The organism is Janthinobacterium sp. (assembly GCF_009923995.1).
Lineage (GTDB): Bacteria > Pseudomonadota > Gammaproteobacteria > Burkholderiales > Burkholderiaceae_D > Janthinobacterium.
In genome coordinates, this window is the sequence record NZ_RFSK01000003.1 from 113,412 (window position 1) to 130,296 (window position 16,885).

The 16,885-nt window shown below is 63.9% G+C and carries 11 protein-coding genes, 1 tRNA gene and 1 pseudogene; 8 read left to right on the forward strand and 5 right to left on the reverse strand.

The window, feature by feature from the left end:
• Positions 1 to 10 precede the first annotated feature (10 nt).
• Positions 11 to 1,159: an esterase-like activity of phytase family protein gene (locus EBS11_RS02520; protein ID WP_290600290.1), complete on the forward strand. Its 1,149-nt coding sequence runs from the start codon at positions 11 to 13 to the stop codon at positions 1,157 to 1,159.
• Here EBS11_RS02520 and EBS11_RS02525 read toward each other — a convergent pair.
• From EBS11_RS02525 to EBS11_RS02540, 4 genes are all read right to left on the reverse strand, one after another.
• A complete protein-coding gene (locus tag EBS11_RS02525; RefSeq protein ID WP_290600291.1) occupies positions 1,128 to 3,287 on the reverse strand; it encodes an EAL domain-containing protein in 2,160 nt (719 codons plus the stop codon). The two genes, EBS11_RS02520 and EBS11_RS02525, sit on opposite strands and share 32 nt — an antisense overlap.
• Position 3,288: 1 nt before the next feature.
• On the reverse strand, positions 3,289 to 6,150 hold the full coding sequence (locus tag EBS11_RS02530; protein WP_290600292.1) for a response regulator: 2,862 nt from the start codon (positions 6,148 to 6,150) through the stop codon (positions 3,289 to 3,291).
• Between the two features lie 226 nt (positions 6,151 to 6,376).
• A complete protein-coding gene (locus EBS11_RS02535; RefSeq protein WP_290600387.1) occupies positions 6,377 to 6,577 on the reverse strand; it encodes a YbdD/YjiX family protein in 201 nt (66 codons plus the stop codon).
• The gene (locus EBS11_RS02540) at positions 6,577 to 8,637 is read right to left on the reverse strand and encodes a carbon starvation CstA family protein (RefSeq protein ID WP_290600293.1); all 2,061 of its coding nucleotides are present in this window, start codon (positions 8,635 to 8,637) and stop codon (positions 6,577 to 6,579) included. Before EBS11_RS02540 ends, EBS11_RS02535 begins: the two co-directional genes overlap by 1 nt.
• Positions 8,638 to 8,883: 246 nt before the next feature.
• Here EBS11_RS02540 and EBS11_RS02545 point away from each other — a divergent pair, with 246 nt between their 5' ends.
• The 7 genes and pseudogenes from EBS11_RS02545 to EBS11_RS02575 all read left to right on the forward strand — a co-directional run bounded on the left by EBS11_RS02545 (position 8,884) and on the right by EBS11_RS02575 (position 15,748).
• Complete coding sequence (locus tag EBS11_RS02545; RefSeq protein ID WP_290600295.1) at positions 8,884 to 10,254, forward strand: cache domain-containing protein; 1,371 nt, start codon at positions 8,884 to 8,886, stop codon at positions 10,252 to 10,254.
• Between the two features lie 13 nt (positions 10,255 to 10,267).
• Positions 10,268 to 10,894, forward strand: a complete 627-nt coding sequence (locus EBS11_RS02550) for a response regulator transcription factor (protein WP_290600296.1) — start codon at positions 10,268 to 10,270, stop codon at positions 10,892 to 10,894.
• A gap of 338 nt (positions 10,895 to 11,232) precedes the next feature.
• Positions 11,233 to 12,300 carry an HDOD domain-containing protein gene (locus tag EBS11_RS02555; RefSeq protein WP_365954689.1) on the forward strand — a complete coding sequence of 356 codons (1,068 nt, stop codon included), beginning with the start codon at positions 11,233 to 11,235 and terminating at the stop codon, positions 12,298 to 12,300.
• Position 12,301: 1 nt separating this feature from the next.
• A complete protein-coding gene (locus EBS11_RS02560; protein ID WP_290600299.1) occupies positions 12,302 to 14,347 on the forward strand; it encodes an EAL domain-containing protein in 2,046 nt (681 codons plus the stop codon).
• Positions 14,348 to 14,496: 149 nt separating this feature from the next.
• Positions 14,497 to 14,586, forward strand: a tRNA-Ser gene (locus EBS11_RS02565).
• Positions 14,587 to 14,876: 290 nt separating this feature from the next.
• Positions 14,877 to 15,536 (forward strand): annotated as a pseudogene (locus EBS11_RS02570) (phage portal protein); the annotation flags it as partial.
• Positions 15,533 to 15,748, forward strand: a complete 216-nt coding sequence (locus EBS11_RS02575) for a hypothetical protein (protein ID WP_290600300.1) — start codon at positions 15,533 to 15,535, stop codon at positions 15,746 to 15,748. The pseudogene EBS11_RS02570 and the gene EBS11_RS02575, both read left to right, overlap by 4 nt.
• Positions 15,749 to 16,180: 432 nt before the next feature.
• On the opposite strand, the gene EBS11_RS02580 is transcribed toward EBS11_RS02575, so the two are convergent.
• A complete protein-coding gene (locus EBS11_RS02580; RefSeq protein ID WP_290600302.1) occupies positions 16,181 to 16,885 on the reverse strand; it encodes a hypothetical protein in 705 nt (234 codons plus the stop codon).

A 16,885-nucleotide genomic window follows, 5' to 3' on the forward strand; every position in this document is an offset into this window, starting at 1 on the left:
AAGGAATATCGTGAAGCAGTCGTCCCTCCGCGCCCCGCGTGCGTGCCTGATCCCCGCGCTGGCCATCTCCATCCTCCTCTCCGCCTGTGCCAGTATCCCCCGCGATGCGCCCGTCGCGGGCCTGCGCCTGATCGGCGAACAGCGCATCGCCCTGAAGCAGCCGTTCGACAGCACGACGGTGGGCGGCCTGTCCGGCATCGACTACGACGCGGCCAGCGGCAGCTGGGTGATGGAAAGCGATGACCGCTCGGAAATCAATCCGGCCCGCTTCTACCGCGCCACGCTCGATTACGACAGCGAGAAATTCTCCGCCGTGACCTTGAAGAGCGTGCATTTCTTCACGCAGCCCGACGGCAGCCGCTATCCGAACCTGGCGCACGCGCGGCTGGACAAGGGCGACGAAGTGGCCGACATCGAGAGCATCCGCGTCGATCCCCGTGACGGCAGCGTCTGGTATAGCAGCGAAGGCAACCGCAAGGTGGGCCTGCACCCCTTCGTGCGCCACGCGGACCGCGATGGCAAGTTCCTCGCCACCTTGCCGACGCCGGCCATGTTCAATGTCTCCAAGGACGAAGTCGGCTCGCGCAACAACATGAGTTTTGAAGGCTTGTCCTTCTCGCCCGATGGCCGGAGCCTGTGGCTGGGCATGGAAGCGGCCCTGTACCAGGATGGCCCCCTGGCCACGCCCGATAACGGTTCCGTCGTGCGCATCACGCGCCTGGACCGGGCCGGCGCCGTGCTGGGCCAGTATGCGTATGCTATCGAGCCCGTGGCGTCGCGGCCCGCGCCGGGGCGCGAAGCGGACAATGGCGTGTCGGAAATTCTCGCCGTCAACGACCGCCAAGTGCTGGTGGTGGAGCGGGCGGGCGTGGAAAACGCGGATGGCATCTACACCAACCATGTGCGCGTGTACGCGATGGACACGGAGGGCGCCACCGACATCCAGGCCATGCCGGCCCTGGCAGGCGCGGCCTATGTGCCGGCGCGCAAGCGCCTGCTGCTGGACCTGGAAAAGATCGGTTTGCCCAGGGTCGACAATATCGAAGGCATCAGCTGGGGCCCGCGCCTGGAAAACGGCCGCCGCAGCCTCGTGATGATTTCCGACGATAATTTCAACGCCCAGCAAGTCACGCAAATCCTTGCCTTCGAAGTGCAATAGCTTCCAGGCTGGCCGCCTGGCCGGCCTGCCTGGCCAGCATGGCCGTGATCGTGTCGTGCGGCGACGGGTGGCCCAGGAAGTATCCCTGGGCCATGTCGCAGCCGTATTCTTCCAGCATCAGCAGCTGCTCATCCGTCTCCACGCCTTCGGCCACCACCACCATCTTCAAGCCATGCGCCATGGCGATGATGGCGCGCGTGATGGCCGCGTTTTCCGTATCCTGCGGCAAGCCGGCGATAAAACTCTTGTCGATTTTTAATGCCCGCACGTCGAAGCGCTTCAGGTAATTCATTGAAGAATATCCCGTGCCGAAGTCGTCGATGGACAGGTACACGCCGATGCCGCGCAACTGCTCCAGGGTCACCATGGTGGCGCGCGCATCGTCCATCAGTGTGCCTTCCGTCAATTCCAGCTCCAGCAGGCGCGCGTCCAGGCCCGTGTCGGCCAGGGCCGACAGCACGATCTGCATCAGGTTTTCATCCTTGAACTGCTTGGCCGACAGGTTCACGGCCATGCGGATGGCCCGCCCGCCATCGCTCTGCCATGCCTTGGCCTGGTTGCACGCCGTGCGCAGCACCCATTCGCCGATGGGCACGATCAGGCCCGTCTCTTCGGCCAGGGGGATGAATTCCGTGGGCGAGATGATGCCCCGCTCCGGGTGGCGCCAGCGCACCAGCGCTTCCACGCCGACGATCTGGGTGCTGGGCACGTCGATCTGCGGCTGGTACAGCAAATACAGCTCGTTGTTCTGCAAGGCTTTCCTCAAGCCCACTTCCATCTTGACGTGGCTCATGATTTCCATCGTCAGCGAGGAACTGTACAGCTTGGCGTTGTTCTTGCCGCAGTTCTTCGCGTGGTACATGGCCGTGTCCGCATATTTCAAAAGCGAGTTGCAGTCCTCGCCATCTTCCGGGTACAGCGAGATGCCGATGCTGGCCGTGACGAAAATCTCGTGCCCCTCGATCATGAAGGGCCGGCGCATGGCTTCCTTCACCCGGTGCGCCACGTTGAGGGCGTCTTCCACCCGTTCCAGGTCGGGGATGAGGATCGTGAATTCGTCGCCGCCCAGGCGCGCCAGGTTGCTGCCGCCCGCGCCGGCGTCCAGCTCATGTTCGGCGCGCAGCACCAGGTCGCTGGGGCGGATGGTTTCGCGCAGGCGCTCGGACACCACCTTGAGCAGATGGTCGCCCACGTCGTGGCCCAGGGTGTCGTTGATGCGCTTGAAGGCATCGAGGTCCATGAACAGCACGGCGAATTTCTTGTCGTGCTCTTTCGAGCGCAGCAGTTCCCGTTCCAGGGTTTCCAGGAAGGCTTGCCGGTTGGGGATGCCCGTCAGGCTGTCGCAGTAGGCGAGGCGGCGGATCTGCTCTTCCGTGCGCTTGCGTTCGCTGATGTCGCGCACCAGGCCCAGCACTTCGTCGGCCCCTGTCGCCACGAGGCGCGCCTCGAAGTGGCGCGTGCTGTCGCCGTGGGTGAGCGTGTAGTCGACCGAGCCGATGTGCTGCGTGGCCAGCACGGCGCGGGCCTTGTCCAGCAGGCGCGCGGCGATCTCGGGCGGCAGCACGTCGCGGATATGGCTGCCCACGCAGTTGGCGATGGAAAAGCCCGCGCTCGCGTCGTGGCCCTGTTCGTAGTCCAGATAAAAGCCTTCGCGGTTGAGGCGGAAGAAGGTGTCGGGGATGGCGGCCAGCACGGCGCGGTTGTGCGCGTCGGCGATGCGCAGGCGGGCGATGGCGTCGCTGGCGCGCAGCACGTACAGCACGCGGTGGCCCAGGATGGGCCAGTTGATGGGCTTGGAAATGAAATCCGTGGCGCCCACCTCGTAGGCGCGCGTGACGGCCTCCAGTTCGTCGCCGCCCGTGACCATGATGATGGGCACCGTGCCGCCCACCTCCTGGTGGCGGATTTCGCGGCACACGGCAAAGCCGTCCATGGCCGGCATGTCGACGTCGAGCATGACCAGGTCCGGGCCCTGGAGCTTGTAGCAGGCCAGCGCCTGCACGCCGTCCTCGGCCTCGATCACGTCCAGGCCCACCTGCGTGAGCATCTGCCGCATCAGCAGGCGCATGACGGGGTCGTCGTCGGCCACCAGCACCAGGCCGCGTGGGGGAGGGAGGGGCGCAGTCATGTCAGTGTTCCTTCACGAGGATGGCGCTCAGCGATTCGCGCACCGCCAGGAATGCCTGCTGCATCTGCTGCAGCAGCGTGGCCGCGCCTTCGGTGCTGCCGGCGCGGCCCAGTTTTTCCATCTCCTTGCACAGCTGCGCCAGGCCGTCGGCGCCCACGTTGGCGCTGCCCGACTTGAGGCTGTGCGCCACCTTGCGCAGCGCTTCCGCATCCGCGCCGGCGATGGCTTCGCGCATGGCCGCCAGCTGGCGCGGCGTCTCGCCGGTAAACGCAAGGATCACCCGTTCCAGCAGCGCATCGCCATCCGCGCGCGACAGGGCGCGGATGTTTTCCAGCGCCTGGCGGTTCAGCGGCTGGCCGGCGGGCGCGGGCGGCGCCTCCTGGCGCAGCGCTTGCGGCGTTTCCTGTGGCGCTTCCTGCTGCTCGCTGTGGTGCACGGTGGCCGCGCGGGGCAGGGTGATCCAGCGGGCGAGGGTGTGGCCCAGGTCCTGCTGCGTGAAGGGCTTGCTCAGGTAGTCGTCCATGCCGGCCGCCAGGCACGCTTCGCGGTCGCCCTGCAGCGCGTTGGCCGTGATGGCGACGATGGGCAGCACGCGCGCGTGGCCGCGCTGCTGCTCGTGGCGGCGGATTTCCGCCGTGGCGGCAAAGCCGTCCATGACGGGCATCTGGCAATCCATCAGGACCAGGTCGAAATCCTCGGCCTGCGCCGCCTGCAGCGCTTCCTCGCCATTGTGCGCACAGGCCACGTCCAGGCCCAGGCTGTCGAGCATGGCCAGCGCCACTTCCACGTTGACGGGGTTGTCCTCGGCCAGCAGCACGCGGCGGCGCTGGCGCCGGCCGGGCGGGCGCGCGGCGGGGCGCAGCGCGTGCGGCGCGGCCGCGCGCAGGTTTTCGCCGGCACGCGGCGGCGTGACGATGCAGTCGAACAGGTCGCATTCGCGGGCCGGCTTGATCAGCTGGAAGGCCACGCCCGCCTCGCGCCGCTGCACGGGATCGGCCGCGCCCTGTTCCGAACTCAGCAGCAACAGTTTCAGGTCCGCCAGCAGCGGATCGCTCTTGATGGTGGCGGCCAGGGCCAGGCCGCTGGTGCGCGGCAGTTCCATGTCGAGCAGGGCCACGGCATACGGCGTGCCTGCCTGGTGGGCCGCGCGCAGCTTGCCCAGGCATTCGCCTGCCGTGCCGGCGCTGTCGCTGACGATGTGCCAGCTGGCCAGCTGGCGTTCCAGCACGGCGCGCGTGGCGGGAGTGTGGTCGACGATCAAGGCGCGTAACCCTCGCGTGGTTTTCAGGTTGAAGGACGGGTCCTCGCTGTCGACCCGCCGCTTATCGAAATTTACTTCGAACCAGAAGATCGAGCCTTGCGTTAAAGCATTGTCGACGCCGATAGTTCCGCCCATCAGCTCCACCAGCTGCTTCGAGATCGTCAGGCCCAGGCCCGTGCCGCCGTGCTTGCGCGTCGTCGAGCCGTCGGCCTGCGAAAACGATTCGAAGATACGGCTCTGCGCTTCGCTGGACACGCCGATGCCCGTGTCGTGCACCTCGAAGCGCAGGCCCACGCTGGGCGCATCCTCGCAGCACACTTCCACCTTCACCGTGACCTTGCCCGTTTCCGTGAACTTGATGGCGTTGCCCAGCAGGTTGACGATGATCTGGCGCAGGCGGTTCGGGTCGCCGCAGATGGCGATGGGGATGTCGTTGGCGATGTCGAATTCCAGGCAGATATTCTTCGCCTCCGCCTGCGGCGCAAAGACGTGTTCGATGTCGTCGAGCAGTTCGCGGAAATTGAAGCGGATGTATTCGACGCTGAGCTTGCCCGCCTCGATCTTGGAAAAGTCGAGGATGTCGTTGATGATCACGAGCAGGTTCTGCCCCGAGCGCTGCACCATGCTCGTGTAGTGGCGCTGCTGCGGCGTCAAGGGGCTGGCCAGCAGCAGTTCCGTCATGCCCAGCACGCCGTTCATGGGCGTGCGGATTTCATGGCTCATGGTGGCGAGGAAGGCGCTCTTCGCCTGGCTGGCCGCCTCGGCCGCATCCTTGGCCTTTTCCAGCTGCGCCGTGCGCACACCCACCTGGCGCTCGAGCTGGTCGCGGTAATTGGCCAGCGTGCTGTCGCGGCTGTCGATCTGCGCCAGCATGTCGTTGAAACTGTCGATCAGCACGCCCAGCTCGTCGCTGCGCTGGTGGGCGATGCGGTGACTATACGTCTGGCTGCTGGAGACTTTTTGCGCTGTATCAATGAGCTTGGTGATGGGCTCGGCAATCACGCTCTTGAAACGCCGCGCGAGGCACACGGCGATCAGGAAGGACAGCAGGGTGGCGCCGCCGATGGCGCCCACGTGGCGGCCGATGTCGCGCCACATGTGGTTCAGGTCCGCCTCGATCAGCACGGCGCCGATGAGCTCCTGCCCCTCCGCGTCCGGCCGGTAGACGGGGCGGTACAGGCGCATGGCGGGCGCCAGGGTGCTGCCCGCACCCTGCGTGACGGCTTGCGCGCCCAGGTCGGCCAGCAGGGCCGGGTCCAGGTCTTCCGCCGCCGCCGTGGCCTGCTCGTGCTGCGGCGCGCGGTACAGGGCGAACAGGCGCCCGCCCCGGTCGAACAGGGCGGCCTGGGCGATCTCGTCGCGCGCGGCCAGCGCAGCCAGCACCTGTTCCGCCTGGGCAGGCTTTCCGGCCAGCAAGGGCGCCGCGCTGGCCGCGCCGATCACTCCCGCCAGCGACAGCAGCTGCTTGCCTTCGTCATCCTTGTGGCTGAGCACGGACGTCAGCGCGAACGCCACGAACACCAGCAGCAGCGCGCAGCCCGACGACAGCACCGAGATCATGGTCAGCTTCTGGCTGATGCTGGAGCGTTGGAAATTGAACATGGTGGCGGCGCTTCTCCGGTCGACCCGTTGACTGTTTTTTAATTCCTACTGGAAAAATATAGACGCGAAGACACACCCCGATGTTGATGTGGGTCTAAGGGAGGAGAGGGGAGGGGAACTCCGGGGTCGGACCCTGTCGGGTCTGACCCCAGTTGTTGCTTTTGGGGTTCATAAAATCAAACCCGGTGAAAAGCTGGGGTCAGACCCGAAGGGTCTGACCCCGCTATTAACAGCAGCCGCCGCGCTTGCCGGCCCCGCCATAACGGGCTTCCTGCCGCTCGCGGAAGAACTCTTCATACGTCATCATCGGCTCGCCGGGATGGGTCACTTCCCGGTGCGCCACGTAGGTGTCGTACTCGGGCAAGCCGCACATGAGCCGCATGCTTTGCCCCAGATAGCGTCCCGCCTTGATGATTTCGTCGAACATCATTGCACCGTGGGCATGGCCTGGAACGGCGTTTCCTTGGTGCTAGGCTTGCTGTCGGCGCGCGCCTTCAAAATGGTGCGGATGCCGAAGAACAGCACGCTGACGACGACCACCACGAAGAAGGCGGCCAGGCCCGCGTCCAGGTAATCGTTGAAGATGATCTGCTGCATCTGCGCCACGGACTTGGCCGGTGCCAGCAGGGTGCCTTCATCGAGGGCCGCCGAGTATTTCTTCGCATGCGCGAGGAAGCCCACGCGCGGGTTGGCGTCGAAAATCTTTTGCCAGCCCGCCGTCAGGGTGCACAGCAGCAGCCAGATGGTGGGCAAGATCGTCACCCACGCATACTGGCCCCGCTTCATCTTGAACAGCACGCAGGTGCCGAGGATCAGCGCGATGGCGGCCAGCATCTGGTTGGCGATGCCGAACAGCGGCCACAGGGTGTTGATGCCGCCCAGCGGATCGACGACGCCCTGGTACAGGAAGTAGCCCCAGGCCGCCACGCACAGGCCCGTGGCCAGCAGGTTGGCGATGACGTTTTCCGTCTGTTTCAGGCTAGGCACGAAGCTGCCCAGCAAGTCCTGCAGCATGAAGCGGCCGGCACGCGTGCCCGCATCGACGGCCGTCAGGATGAACAGCGCTTCGAACAGGATGGCGAAGTGGTACCAGAAGGCCATCATGGCCTTGCCGCCGATGGCGCCCGAGAGGATCTGCGCCATGCCGACGGCCAGGGTCGGCGCGCCGCCCGCGCGCGAGATGATGCTGTGCTCGCCCACGTCCTTGGCCGTCTGCGTCAGCATTTCCGGCGTGATGTAGAAGCCCCACTGCGAGATGGCCTGGGCGGCCGAGTCTGCCGTCGTGCCGATCAGGGCGGCCGGGCTGTTCATGGCGAAATAGATGCCCGGCTCGATGGTCGAGGCGGCCACCAGGGCCATGATGGCAACAAACGATTCCATCAGCATGGCGCCATAGCCGATGAAGCGGGCGTGGCTTTCGTTTTCAATCATCTTCGGCGTGGTGCCCGAGGAAATCAGGGCGTGGAAGCCGGACACGGCGCCGCAGGCGATCGTGATGAACAGGAAGGGGAACAGATTGCCCGACCAGACGGGGCCGGAGCCGTCGATGAACTTGGTCATGGCCGGCATTTTCAGGTAGGGCGCGACGACGATGATGCCGATAGCCAGGCCCAGGATGGTGCCGATCTTCAGGAACGTCGACAGGTAGTCGCGCGGCGCCAGCAGCAGCCACACGGGCAGCACGGACGCGATGAAGCCGTAGCCGATCAGCATCCACGTCAGTTCCGTGCCCGTGAAGGTGAACATCGGGCCCAGCACGGCGTGTTCCTGCACGTACTGGCCGCCGATGATGGCCAGCATCAGCAAGACGAAGCCGATGATGGAGATTTCGCCGATGCGGCCCACGCGGATGAAGCGCGAATACACGCCCATGAACAGGGCGATGGGGATCGTCGCCATCACGGTGAAGCTGCCCCATGGGGAACCCGTCAGCGCCTTGACGACGATCAAGGCCAGCACGGCCAGGATGATGACCATGATCATGAAGCAGCCCAGCAGCGCAATCATGCCGGGAATTTCGCCCAGTTCGGCCTTGATCAGGTCGCCCAGGGAGCGGCCGTCGCGGCGCATGGAAATGAACAGCACGATGAAATCCTGCACGGCGCCCGCAAACACGACGCCCGCCAAAATCCACAGCATGCCGGGCAGGTAGCCCATCTGTGCGGCCAGCACGGGGCCGACCAGGGGGCCGGCGCCGGCGATGGCGGCGAAATGGTGGCCGAACAGCACGTATTTATTCGTCGGCACGTGGTCCAGGCCATCGTTGTGCTTGAAGGCGGGCGTCATGCGGCGCGCATCGAGGCCCAGCACCTTGTCGGCGATGAACAGGCTGTAGAAGCGGTAGGCGATCAGGTAGACGCAGACGGCGGCGATGACGATCCAGATCGCGCTGATCGGTTCGCCGCGTTGCAGGGCGACCACGCCCAGGGAGCCGGCGCCGGCCAGCGCAAGCGCTGCCCAGCCCAGTTGTTTGAAAATGCGGTTCATGCTTCCTCCAGAGATTGACGGGCGCTGTGCCGTGCGATGATGTGTGCCGCGGGTCCTGGTCGTCGCCAGTTTGGTGTGCATCGGGTGTATCCGCAGCTTATGGCTAGTATTCAGGAACCGTATAATCGTGGCAAGCGCAGCACTACGCAGTAACGCTCAGTAGTACTACGCAGGCCGATCGCCGCGCGGCGACGTAAAATCACCCCTTTCCACCCGCATCGATGCCACCGGAGTTCGCGCCAGGCCATGAAACTCAGACAGAAAGTCATTTTCCTGGCCATCACGCCGCTGATCCTGGCCCTGTGCGCCATCGCTTTTGCCGTGCGGCACCAGGCAAATACCCTGGCCGAGCAGCAGCGCGCCACCATCCAGCAAGCCTACCTGGCCAGCAAGGAAGCCGAACTCAAGCATTACGTGACCCTGGCCAGCCATTCCATCGCCTCCCTGTACCAGTCGGGGCGCAAGGATGCCGCCACGCAAGAGGAAGCCAAGCGCATCCTTGCCTCGCTCAGCTATGGCGACGACGGCTATTTCTTCATCTACGATTTGCACGGCAAGTCGCTGATGCATCCGCGCCAGCCCGAACTGGTGGGGCAGAACCTGTGGGACTTGCGCGATGCCGAGGGCAATCTGACCATCCAGCGCCTGATGCAGCGGGCGCAAAGCGGCGGCGGCTTCGAGCGCTACAACTGGATCAAGCCGTCGACGAACAAGTCCGCGCCCAAGCTCGGCTATGTGATCCTGATGCCGGAATGGGGCTGGATGATGGGCACGGGCATCTACATGGATGACGTGGACCAGGCGCTGGCCCAGGTCGATGCCCAGCAGTCGCGCAATATCCGCTCGACCATGGAACTGATCGCCGCCATCGCCATCCTCGGCTCGCTGCTCGTGGCCGCCTGCGGCCTCGTGCTGAACCTGCGCGAACTGCGCGTGGCCGACGCCAAGCTGAAGGTGCTGGCGCAGCGCGTGGTGGAGTCGCAGGAAGAGGAGCGGGCGCGGCTGTCGCGTGACTTGCATGACGGCATCAGCCAGTGGCTCGTGTCCATCAAGCTGCAGATCGAGGCGGGCATCGCGCGCCTGGCCGGCAATGCCGAGCAGCAAGACAAGGCGCCCGCCACCTTCGAGCGGGCCGCCGAGCAGCTCAACAAGGTGCTGGGCGAGGTGCGGCGCATTTCGCACAACCTGCGCCCGGCCATCCTCGACGACCTGGGCCTGGCCGCCGCGCTGGACCACCTCGTGCATGAATTCAATGACAGCAGCAGCGCGCAAGCCAGTTTCACGGCCAGTCCGGCCACGGCGGGAGAAGGCTTGCCCGACATGGTGAATACCGTGCTGTTCCGCATCGCCCAGGAAGCGCTGACGAACAGCGAGCGCCACGCTCACGCCAGCGCCGTCGAGGTCAGCCTGCGCGAGGCGGGCAAGGCGGTCGAGCTGCGCATCGAGGATAATGGCGGCGGCTTCGACTTCGACGGCATCGCCCTGCACCCGCAGCGCGGCATCGGCCTGCGCAACATGACGGAACGCATGGAAGCCATCGGCGGCAGCCTGCACATCGCGTCCTCGCCGGCCGGCACCGTGGTGCTGGCGCGGTTCGGCCTTCCCCCCACACACTGAGATACAAAGAACCATGACCGAGACGATCAGAATCCTGCTGGTGGACGACCATCCCCTCGTGCGCGACGGCTTGCGCGCGCGCCTGGAAGCGGTGGCGCATTTCGACGTGGTGGCCGAGGCGGGCGGCGCCGACGAGGCGCTGGCTCAGGCGCGGCTGCACCAGGTGGACCTGGTATTGATGGATATCAATATGCGCGGCACGAATGGCATCGAAGCGACGGCCCTGTTCAAGCAGGCATTCCCGCACATCGCCGTGCTGATCCTGTCCATGCACGACAAGCTGGAATACGTGTCGCAAGCCTTGCAGGCGGGCGCGCGCGGCTATGTGCTCAAGGATGCGCCAGGGAAAGATATCGTCGTCGCCATCGAGACGGTGATGTCCGGCGGCATCTATTACAGCGCGGCCCTGGCGCGGCAGCTGTCGCGCCCCCAGGTGCACGATTCCTTCCTCACCACGCGCGAGCAGCAGGTGCTGCAGCACATCGCGGCGGGCCAGTCGAACAAGCAGATCGCCCGCGACCTGGACCTGAGCGTGCGCACGGTGGAAACGCACCGCCTGAACATCAAGCGCAAGCTGGGCATCGAGGGGCAGGCCGAACTGATCAAATATGCCGTCGAGCACGCGCACGGCAGCAGCTGAACGGTGCGCGGCCCTGGCCGTGTATTTTTCTCAAACCCGCATGGCAGGCTGGTCTCCCGGGGGAATGTTTTTTTTGAACATTTATTGCCAAAATTAAACTGTTTCGTGGGTGAGATTCGGATAGAATGATTCTCGCTGTCGAAATGGCATCCCTGCCGGGCCAGGGTTGCCAATGCTGGTCAGTTTATTTACTATGGCGCCCTACCCACACTGAGATACCGATGTCAGCGTCTGAATCAAACCTGTTTCCTTTGGTGGGATTACAAGCAGTTGCCAATGCTCATAACGAGTGGGTCGCTGTCACCTTGCATGTACCGCAGCCCTCGACGGCCCCGCTCATGACGGCGCTGACCGTGGCGCTGGCTGCCGCCGATGCCTACGCGTTCCTGGCGCCGCTCGACTGCATCATTCCCCTGGCCGACCCGCATGGCGTGGACGAGGCCGTACTGGCGCAACTGGCGCCGCAGCGCACCATCTTCCGCCTGCCGGCTCAGTTTGCCGGCGACAAGCAGATTCAAAAGAAATGCCAGCAGTGGCGCGACGCCGGCTACCGCATCGTCCTGGACGGCCCTGGCGCCGGTCCCGTGGCGGCGGCGCAGGTCGAGGCGCGCGCGCTGGCCATCGACGCGGCCGGCGAGCTGCCGGGCCTGCACCAGCTGCTGCCCCTGCCGGGGCCGCACCTGGCCTACAACATCGGCGACGCAGGCCGTCTCGCGGCCTTGCAGGAACTGGGCGCGAGCTGGTTTGCCGGCGATTATGCCCTGCACCATGCGCGCCAGCAAAGCGAACCGGAAGACGCCACCTCGCGCCGCCGCGTGCTCGCGCTGCTGGGCCTGCTGGCCCGCGATGCGGATGCGCACGAACTGGAAGTGCCGCTCAAGCAGGACCCGTCGCTCAGCTATCATCTGTTAAAACTGGTCAATTCGGCCGCCTTCGGTTTCACGGCGCCGATCACCAGCTTCAGCCAGGCCATCACCCTGCTGGGCCGGCGCCAGCTGCAGCGCTGGCTGCAACTGCTGCTGTACGCGCGCCAGCAGGACGATGGCAAGATCCACGCGCTGCTGCCGCTGGCGGCCGTGCGCGCGGCGCAGATGGAAGCGCTGTGCCAGCTGCGCGGCGGCGACCGCGACGCGCAGGACCTGGCCTTCATGGCGGGCGTGTTTTCCCTGCTGGATATTTTGCTGGGCATGCCGATGGGGGAGATCATCGCCACCCTGAACCTGGCGCCCGCCGTCAGCGCCGCCTTGCTGGAACGCAGCGGCGAACTGGGCACTCTGCTGGCGCTGGTGGAAAGCACGGCGCCGCCGCCCGAGGGCTTGCGCCGCGCCGGCATCGATGGAGAAACCTATTGGCGCAGCCTGCTGCAGGCCTACCAGTGGGCCATCCAGGTCAGCCGGAACCTGTAGCATGACCTTGCTGCCGGTGTCGGATTACCTCAGTGACAGCGCCGCCTTGTGCGACGCCGTCGTGCGCTTGCGTGGCCCGGCACTGATGGCCGAGCTGGGCCGCATCGCCGGCGCCGTGATGGCCAGCCCGTATTGCCAGTTCCTGCCCGCAATCAGCGCCGATACTGCCGCGCCGCCCGCGCCGTTTGCGCGCGACACGCCTGCCTTGCTGCAGGAAGTCAGCTTCGACGGCCATTGCTACGGCCACTATGCCGTGGCCGGCCGCAGCCTGTACAACGACGCCGACCGCCGCCACCTGGCCAGCCTGGCATCGCTGACGGCCGGTGTGCTGCAGGTGCACTCGCTGGCGCAGCGCTCGACCCATGCGTTTGCGCAAGTGGAAGCCTTGCTGGCGCAGCAGACGCAGATCCTCGACCAGCTGCACGAATCCGTGCTGACGATGGATTTGACGGGCTACATCACCAGCTGGAACAAGGGCGCCGAGCGCCTGTTCGGCTATTCCTCGGTGGAAGCCGTGGGGCGCAACATCCTGTTCCTGTACGACGATGAAGACACGGGTTTCCACGACGCCTTCCTGGAGCAGGGCGGGCGCCTGATGGAAGTGCGTCGCCGCAAGAAGTCCGGCGAGATCTTCTGGGCCAGCCTGTCGCTGTCGCCGCTGCAGGACATGGACGACAAGCCCATCGGCCTGATCGCCTACCTGACGGACATCACGGAACGCAAGCTGGCCGAAGAGCGCCTGCACCACCTGGCATATTACGACCCGCTGACCAGCCTGCCCAACCGCACCTTGCTGGCCAAGCTGGTGGACCAGGCCCTTTCCGTGGCGCAGCGCAGCAAGATGCTCGGCTGCGTGCTGTTCATCGACCTGAACCGTTTCAAGCTGATCAACGACACCCTGGGCCGGCGCATCGGCGACGAGCTGCTGCGCCAGGTTTCCTTGCGTTTCCGCCAGGCATTGCGCGACCAGGACCTGGTGGCGCGCCTGGGCGGCGACGAGTTCGCCGTCGGCCTGTTCGACATCGGCCAGCACTTCGAAGCGAGCATGGTGGCGCAAAAGCTCCTCGCGTCGCTGGTGGAGCCGTTCCTGATCGAAGGCCACGACCTGCGCGTGGGCGCCAGCATCGGCATCAGCGTGTATCCGCAGGACGGGCAGGACGCGGAAACCCTGCTGCGCCTGGCCGACATTGCCATGTACCGCGCCAAGCAGGACAGCGGCGGCGAGGCGGAAAGCGTGGCCTTCTACAGCCAGGACATGAATCTGGGCATGCAGGCACGCATGCGCCTGGAAACAGGCTTGCGCCAGGCGTTATCAGAGCAGCAATTGTTGCTGCACTTCCAGCCGAAATATGCGCTGGCGAGCGGGCGCATCATCGGCGCCGAAGCCCTGGTGCGCTGGCACCACCCGCAGCATGGCATGATCCCGCCCGCCGAATTCATCCCCCTGGCCGAATCGACGGGCCTGGTGGTGCAGGTGGGCGAATGGGTGCTGGAAGCGGCCTGTGCCCAGGCGCAGGCCTGGAAGCTGGCGGGCCTGCCGCCCATCCGCCTGGCCGTCAACGTGTCCGCCCGCGAATTCACGGCGGCCTTGCCCGCCAGGGTGGCGGCCACCTTGGCCCGCTACGGCCTGGAAGCGGCCTGGCTGGAGCTGGAAATCACGGAAAGCACGCTGATGCACAACATCGAGCGCGTGATCGGCATCATGGACCGCATCACGGCCCTGGGCGTGGCCCTGTCCCTGGACGACTTCGGCACGGGTTACTCCAGCCTGTCGTATCTGAAACGCTTCCCCATCGACACGTTAAAGATCGACCGATCGTTTACCACCGGCATCCCCACGGACGCCAGCGACTGCGCCATCGCCAGCACCATCATCAGCATCGCCCAGCAGCTGCACCACAAGGTGATCGCGGAAGGCGTGGAAACGACGGAACAGCTGGCCTTCCTGAAGAGTTCGGGCTGCGACGAAGTGCAAGGCTACCTGTTCTCACGCCCCCTGCCGGCGCGCGAGTTCGAGCGGGCCCTGCGGGAAAACTGGGGCGTGTAACGGTGCTGCCGTGGCGCGCCGGCGCAGGCAGGGAAGCCCCCGGCGCAGGGCCGCGGCCTGTCCCCGCAGCTTGCCTTGACGCTTAAATGTGCGGCACCGGCGACTCGCCATTGGTAAGCCACTGACCTTTATGTATAATGCTGCCATCTGGAAGCGTGGCCGAGTGGTTGAAGGCACCAGTCTTGAAAACTGGCGACGGGTTACACTGTTCGTGAGTTCGAATCTCACCGCTTCCGCCAGGAAATAAAGAAACCGCCTTCGGGCGGTTTTTTATTGCCTGTCGGAAGCGAGCAGGGCGCCTTCGCGCCCTGCGTGTGAGATTCGAAGGGCTGGGCCTGCCGGCCCAGCCCGCCCCGAATCCTCCAACCGCTGCCGCAGCGCGGCAGCCCCGCGCGCCGTGGGCGCGCGTTCGTGGTTCTAATTAGGCTCTCTGCTGAGCACGCTTTCACGGCACCCAACGCCTCAGCCCGTGTCCGGACGGCGGACCTGACCCTCGTACCTCAAGCGGCAAGGCGCTGGCGTATCAGCATGCGCTGCCAAGTACATGCGGCGCGGCGTCGATCTGGACACGTATTTTTTTGTGAACGGCTACCAGGCCGTGCACCAGTTCGACAAGGGCCGCGTGTTCCACCTGATGGAACCGGACGTCAATCAGGAGCTGTACGGCGTGCCGCAGTACCTGAGCGCCTTGCAATCGGCCTGGCTCAACGAGGCGGCGACCCTGTTTCGCCGCAAGTATTACAAGAACGGTTCGCATGCCGGTTTCGTGTTCTACATGACGGACGCCGCGGCGGACACGCAGGACGTGGACAACCTGCGCCAGGCCATGCGCGACAGCAAGGGGCCGGGCAACTTCCGCAACCTGTTCATGTACGCACCGAACGGCAAGATGGATGGCATCCAGATCCTGCCGGTGTCCGACGTGGCCGCCAAGGACGAGTTTTTCAACATCAAGAGCGTCACGCGCGACGACCAGCTGGCCGCACACCGCGTGCCGCCGCAGCTCATGGGCATCCTGCCGAACAATGCCGGCGGCTTTGGCGCCGTCGAGCCAGCCGCACGCGTGTTCGCGCGCAACAAGCTGGTGCCGCTGCAGTCGCAGTTCATGGCGATCAACGAATGGGCCGGCGTGGAAGTGGTGAAGTTCGCCCCGTATGAACTGGTCAAGGGCGGGGAGGGCGCAGCATGAGCGACCAGATCGACAAGACCGACAGCATCATCTACGCCGAGGTGGTGCGCGGCCTGGCCGCCGTGCGGCGCAGCATCGGCCTGGTGTCGCACGGCGCTTGCCACTACTGCGACGAGCCGCTGGTGCCGGGCCTCCGGTTTTGCAACATCGACTGCCGCGACGACTACGAAAAGGAGCTGGCCGCGAAGGCCCGCGCCGGCCGCCCAGAATGACCGCTACGGCGCGATAGCGTGCAGGGCCGATGAGGCCCGGCAAGCCGCGCCGAACCGCCCCAGCCACCCCACAGGCCGCCCACGAGGTGGTTTTTTTACGTCCCTGCCTGCTGTGGCGCGCGAAAAGCAAGAAAAACGCCCATTTCGGCCCGGCGCGCGCAGTTGCGCCCGCTCCACACCTGCCCGCTATATAGGGCTCTTTTAACTCAAATTTACGCCATGGACGAAGGCGCATGAGTACTGGTGCGGCGGGGCGAAGAGGGGGCGTGCGATTTGACGCATTTTGACGCACTTTGAGAGATTCCTTGTGCAAAAAAATCAGAGCTTCTAATTTTTGGTATTTATATGTCAATCAATATCAATTCCAAAATAGATAATTTCAAACTATTTTGAAGAGATTTTTGTAAAAATATTTTTATTTTTATTTTAATTTTAGTGCTTGTCCAAATTTAAAATATTTTTTTGATCCCCAGACACTCCAGAAAGCAATATTTTTTTTGAGGTATGGGAAAATGCGTCCCAATTTTCCTTGCCAATGGTTATCAATAAAAGATCGTGTACGATTTTTTCTCCTTCGCAGAATTCTTTTACTGCCATTTTTAAAGTTGAAATATTTGGTTTTGTGTCAGCAATGCCCTTTTGATCCGTCCACACTCCAGGTATTTGGCCATGAACGATCGCTGAAATTGCGCTATACCAATTTTCAATTCTGGAAAGCAAACCAAATTTGTTCTGTAACTTCATAAAATCTGGGCTATGTGTTTTGTGAAAGGATAAAATTTCGCCTTTTGATACGTAATAATTTGCATCTCGAACTAAAGATGCTAGTTCTGCAGGGTGAGTCCTAAAGTATGTGTAATACAATACGTTTTCAACTATGCCTCGTATTGATGCAGCCGAAGCTTTGTACATTGCTAGCCCCATTGTGGCAACAGCATGGTGAGATGATATTTGCATTGCCCTCACAAAACTGATAGCAGGATTTTTCGAGTCAATGTTTTCAAGCTGTTTTGCCCATATGGCAAGACGTATGCAAGATTGGTCAATTTCGGACATTAAACTTTGATCTTGAAGAAATACTTCAACATTAGCATTCCAGTCAACGGCTTTCATCGCATTTTCTAGTTTTGTAGTCAT

Excerpts from the sequence above, each read along its gene's own strand:
- EBS11_RS02525 (WP_290600291.1), bottom strand. The coding sequence starts at position 3,287 with ATGACTGCGCCCCTCCCTCCCCCACGCGGCCTGGTGCTGGTGGCCGAC.
- EBS11_RS02530 (WP_290600292.1), bottom strand. The coding sequence starts at position 6,150 with ATGTTCAATTTCCAACGCTCCAGCATCAGCCAGAAGCTGACCATGATC.
- EBS11_RS02535 (WP_290600387.1), bottom strand. The coding sequence starts at position 6,577 with ATGTTCGACGAAATCATCAAGGCGGGACGCTATCTGGGGCAAAGCATG.
- EBS11_RS02540 (WP_290600293.1), bottom strand. The coding sequence starts at position 8,637 with ATGAACCGCATTTTCAAACAACTGGGCTGGGCAGCGCTTGCGCTGGCC.
- EBS11_RS02545 (WP_290600295.1), top strand. The coding sequence starts at position 8,884 with ATGAAACTCAGACAGAAAGTCATTTTCCTGGCCATCACGCCGCTGATC.
- EBS11_RS02550 (WP_290600296.1), top strand. The coding sequence starts at position 10,268 with ATGACCGAGACGATCAGAATCCTGCTGGTGGACGACCATCCCCTCGTG.
- EBS11_RS02555 (WP_365954689.1), top strand. The coding sequence starts at position 11,233 with ATGACGGCGCTGACCGTGGCGCTGGCTGCCGCCGATGCCTACGCGTTC.
- EBS11_RS02560 (WP_290600299.1), top strand. The coding sequence starts at position 12,302 with ATGACCTTGCTGCCGGTGTCGGATTACCTCAGTGACAGCGCCGCCTTG.
- EBS11_RS02575 (WP_290600300.1), top strand. The coding sequence starts at position 15,533 with ATGAGCGACCAGATCGACAAGACCGACAGCATCATCTACGCCGAGGTG.
- EBS11_RS02580 (WP_290600302.1), bottom strand. The coding sequence starts at position 16,885 with ATGACTACAAAACTAGAAAATGCGATGAAAGCCGTTGACTGGAATGCT.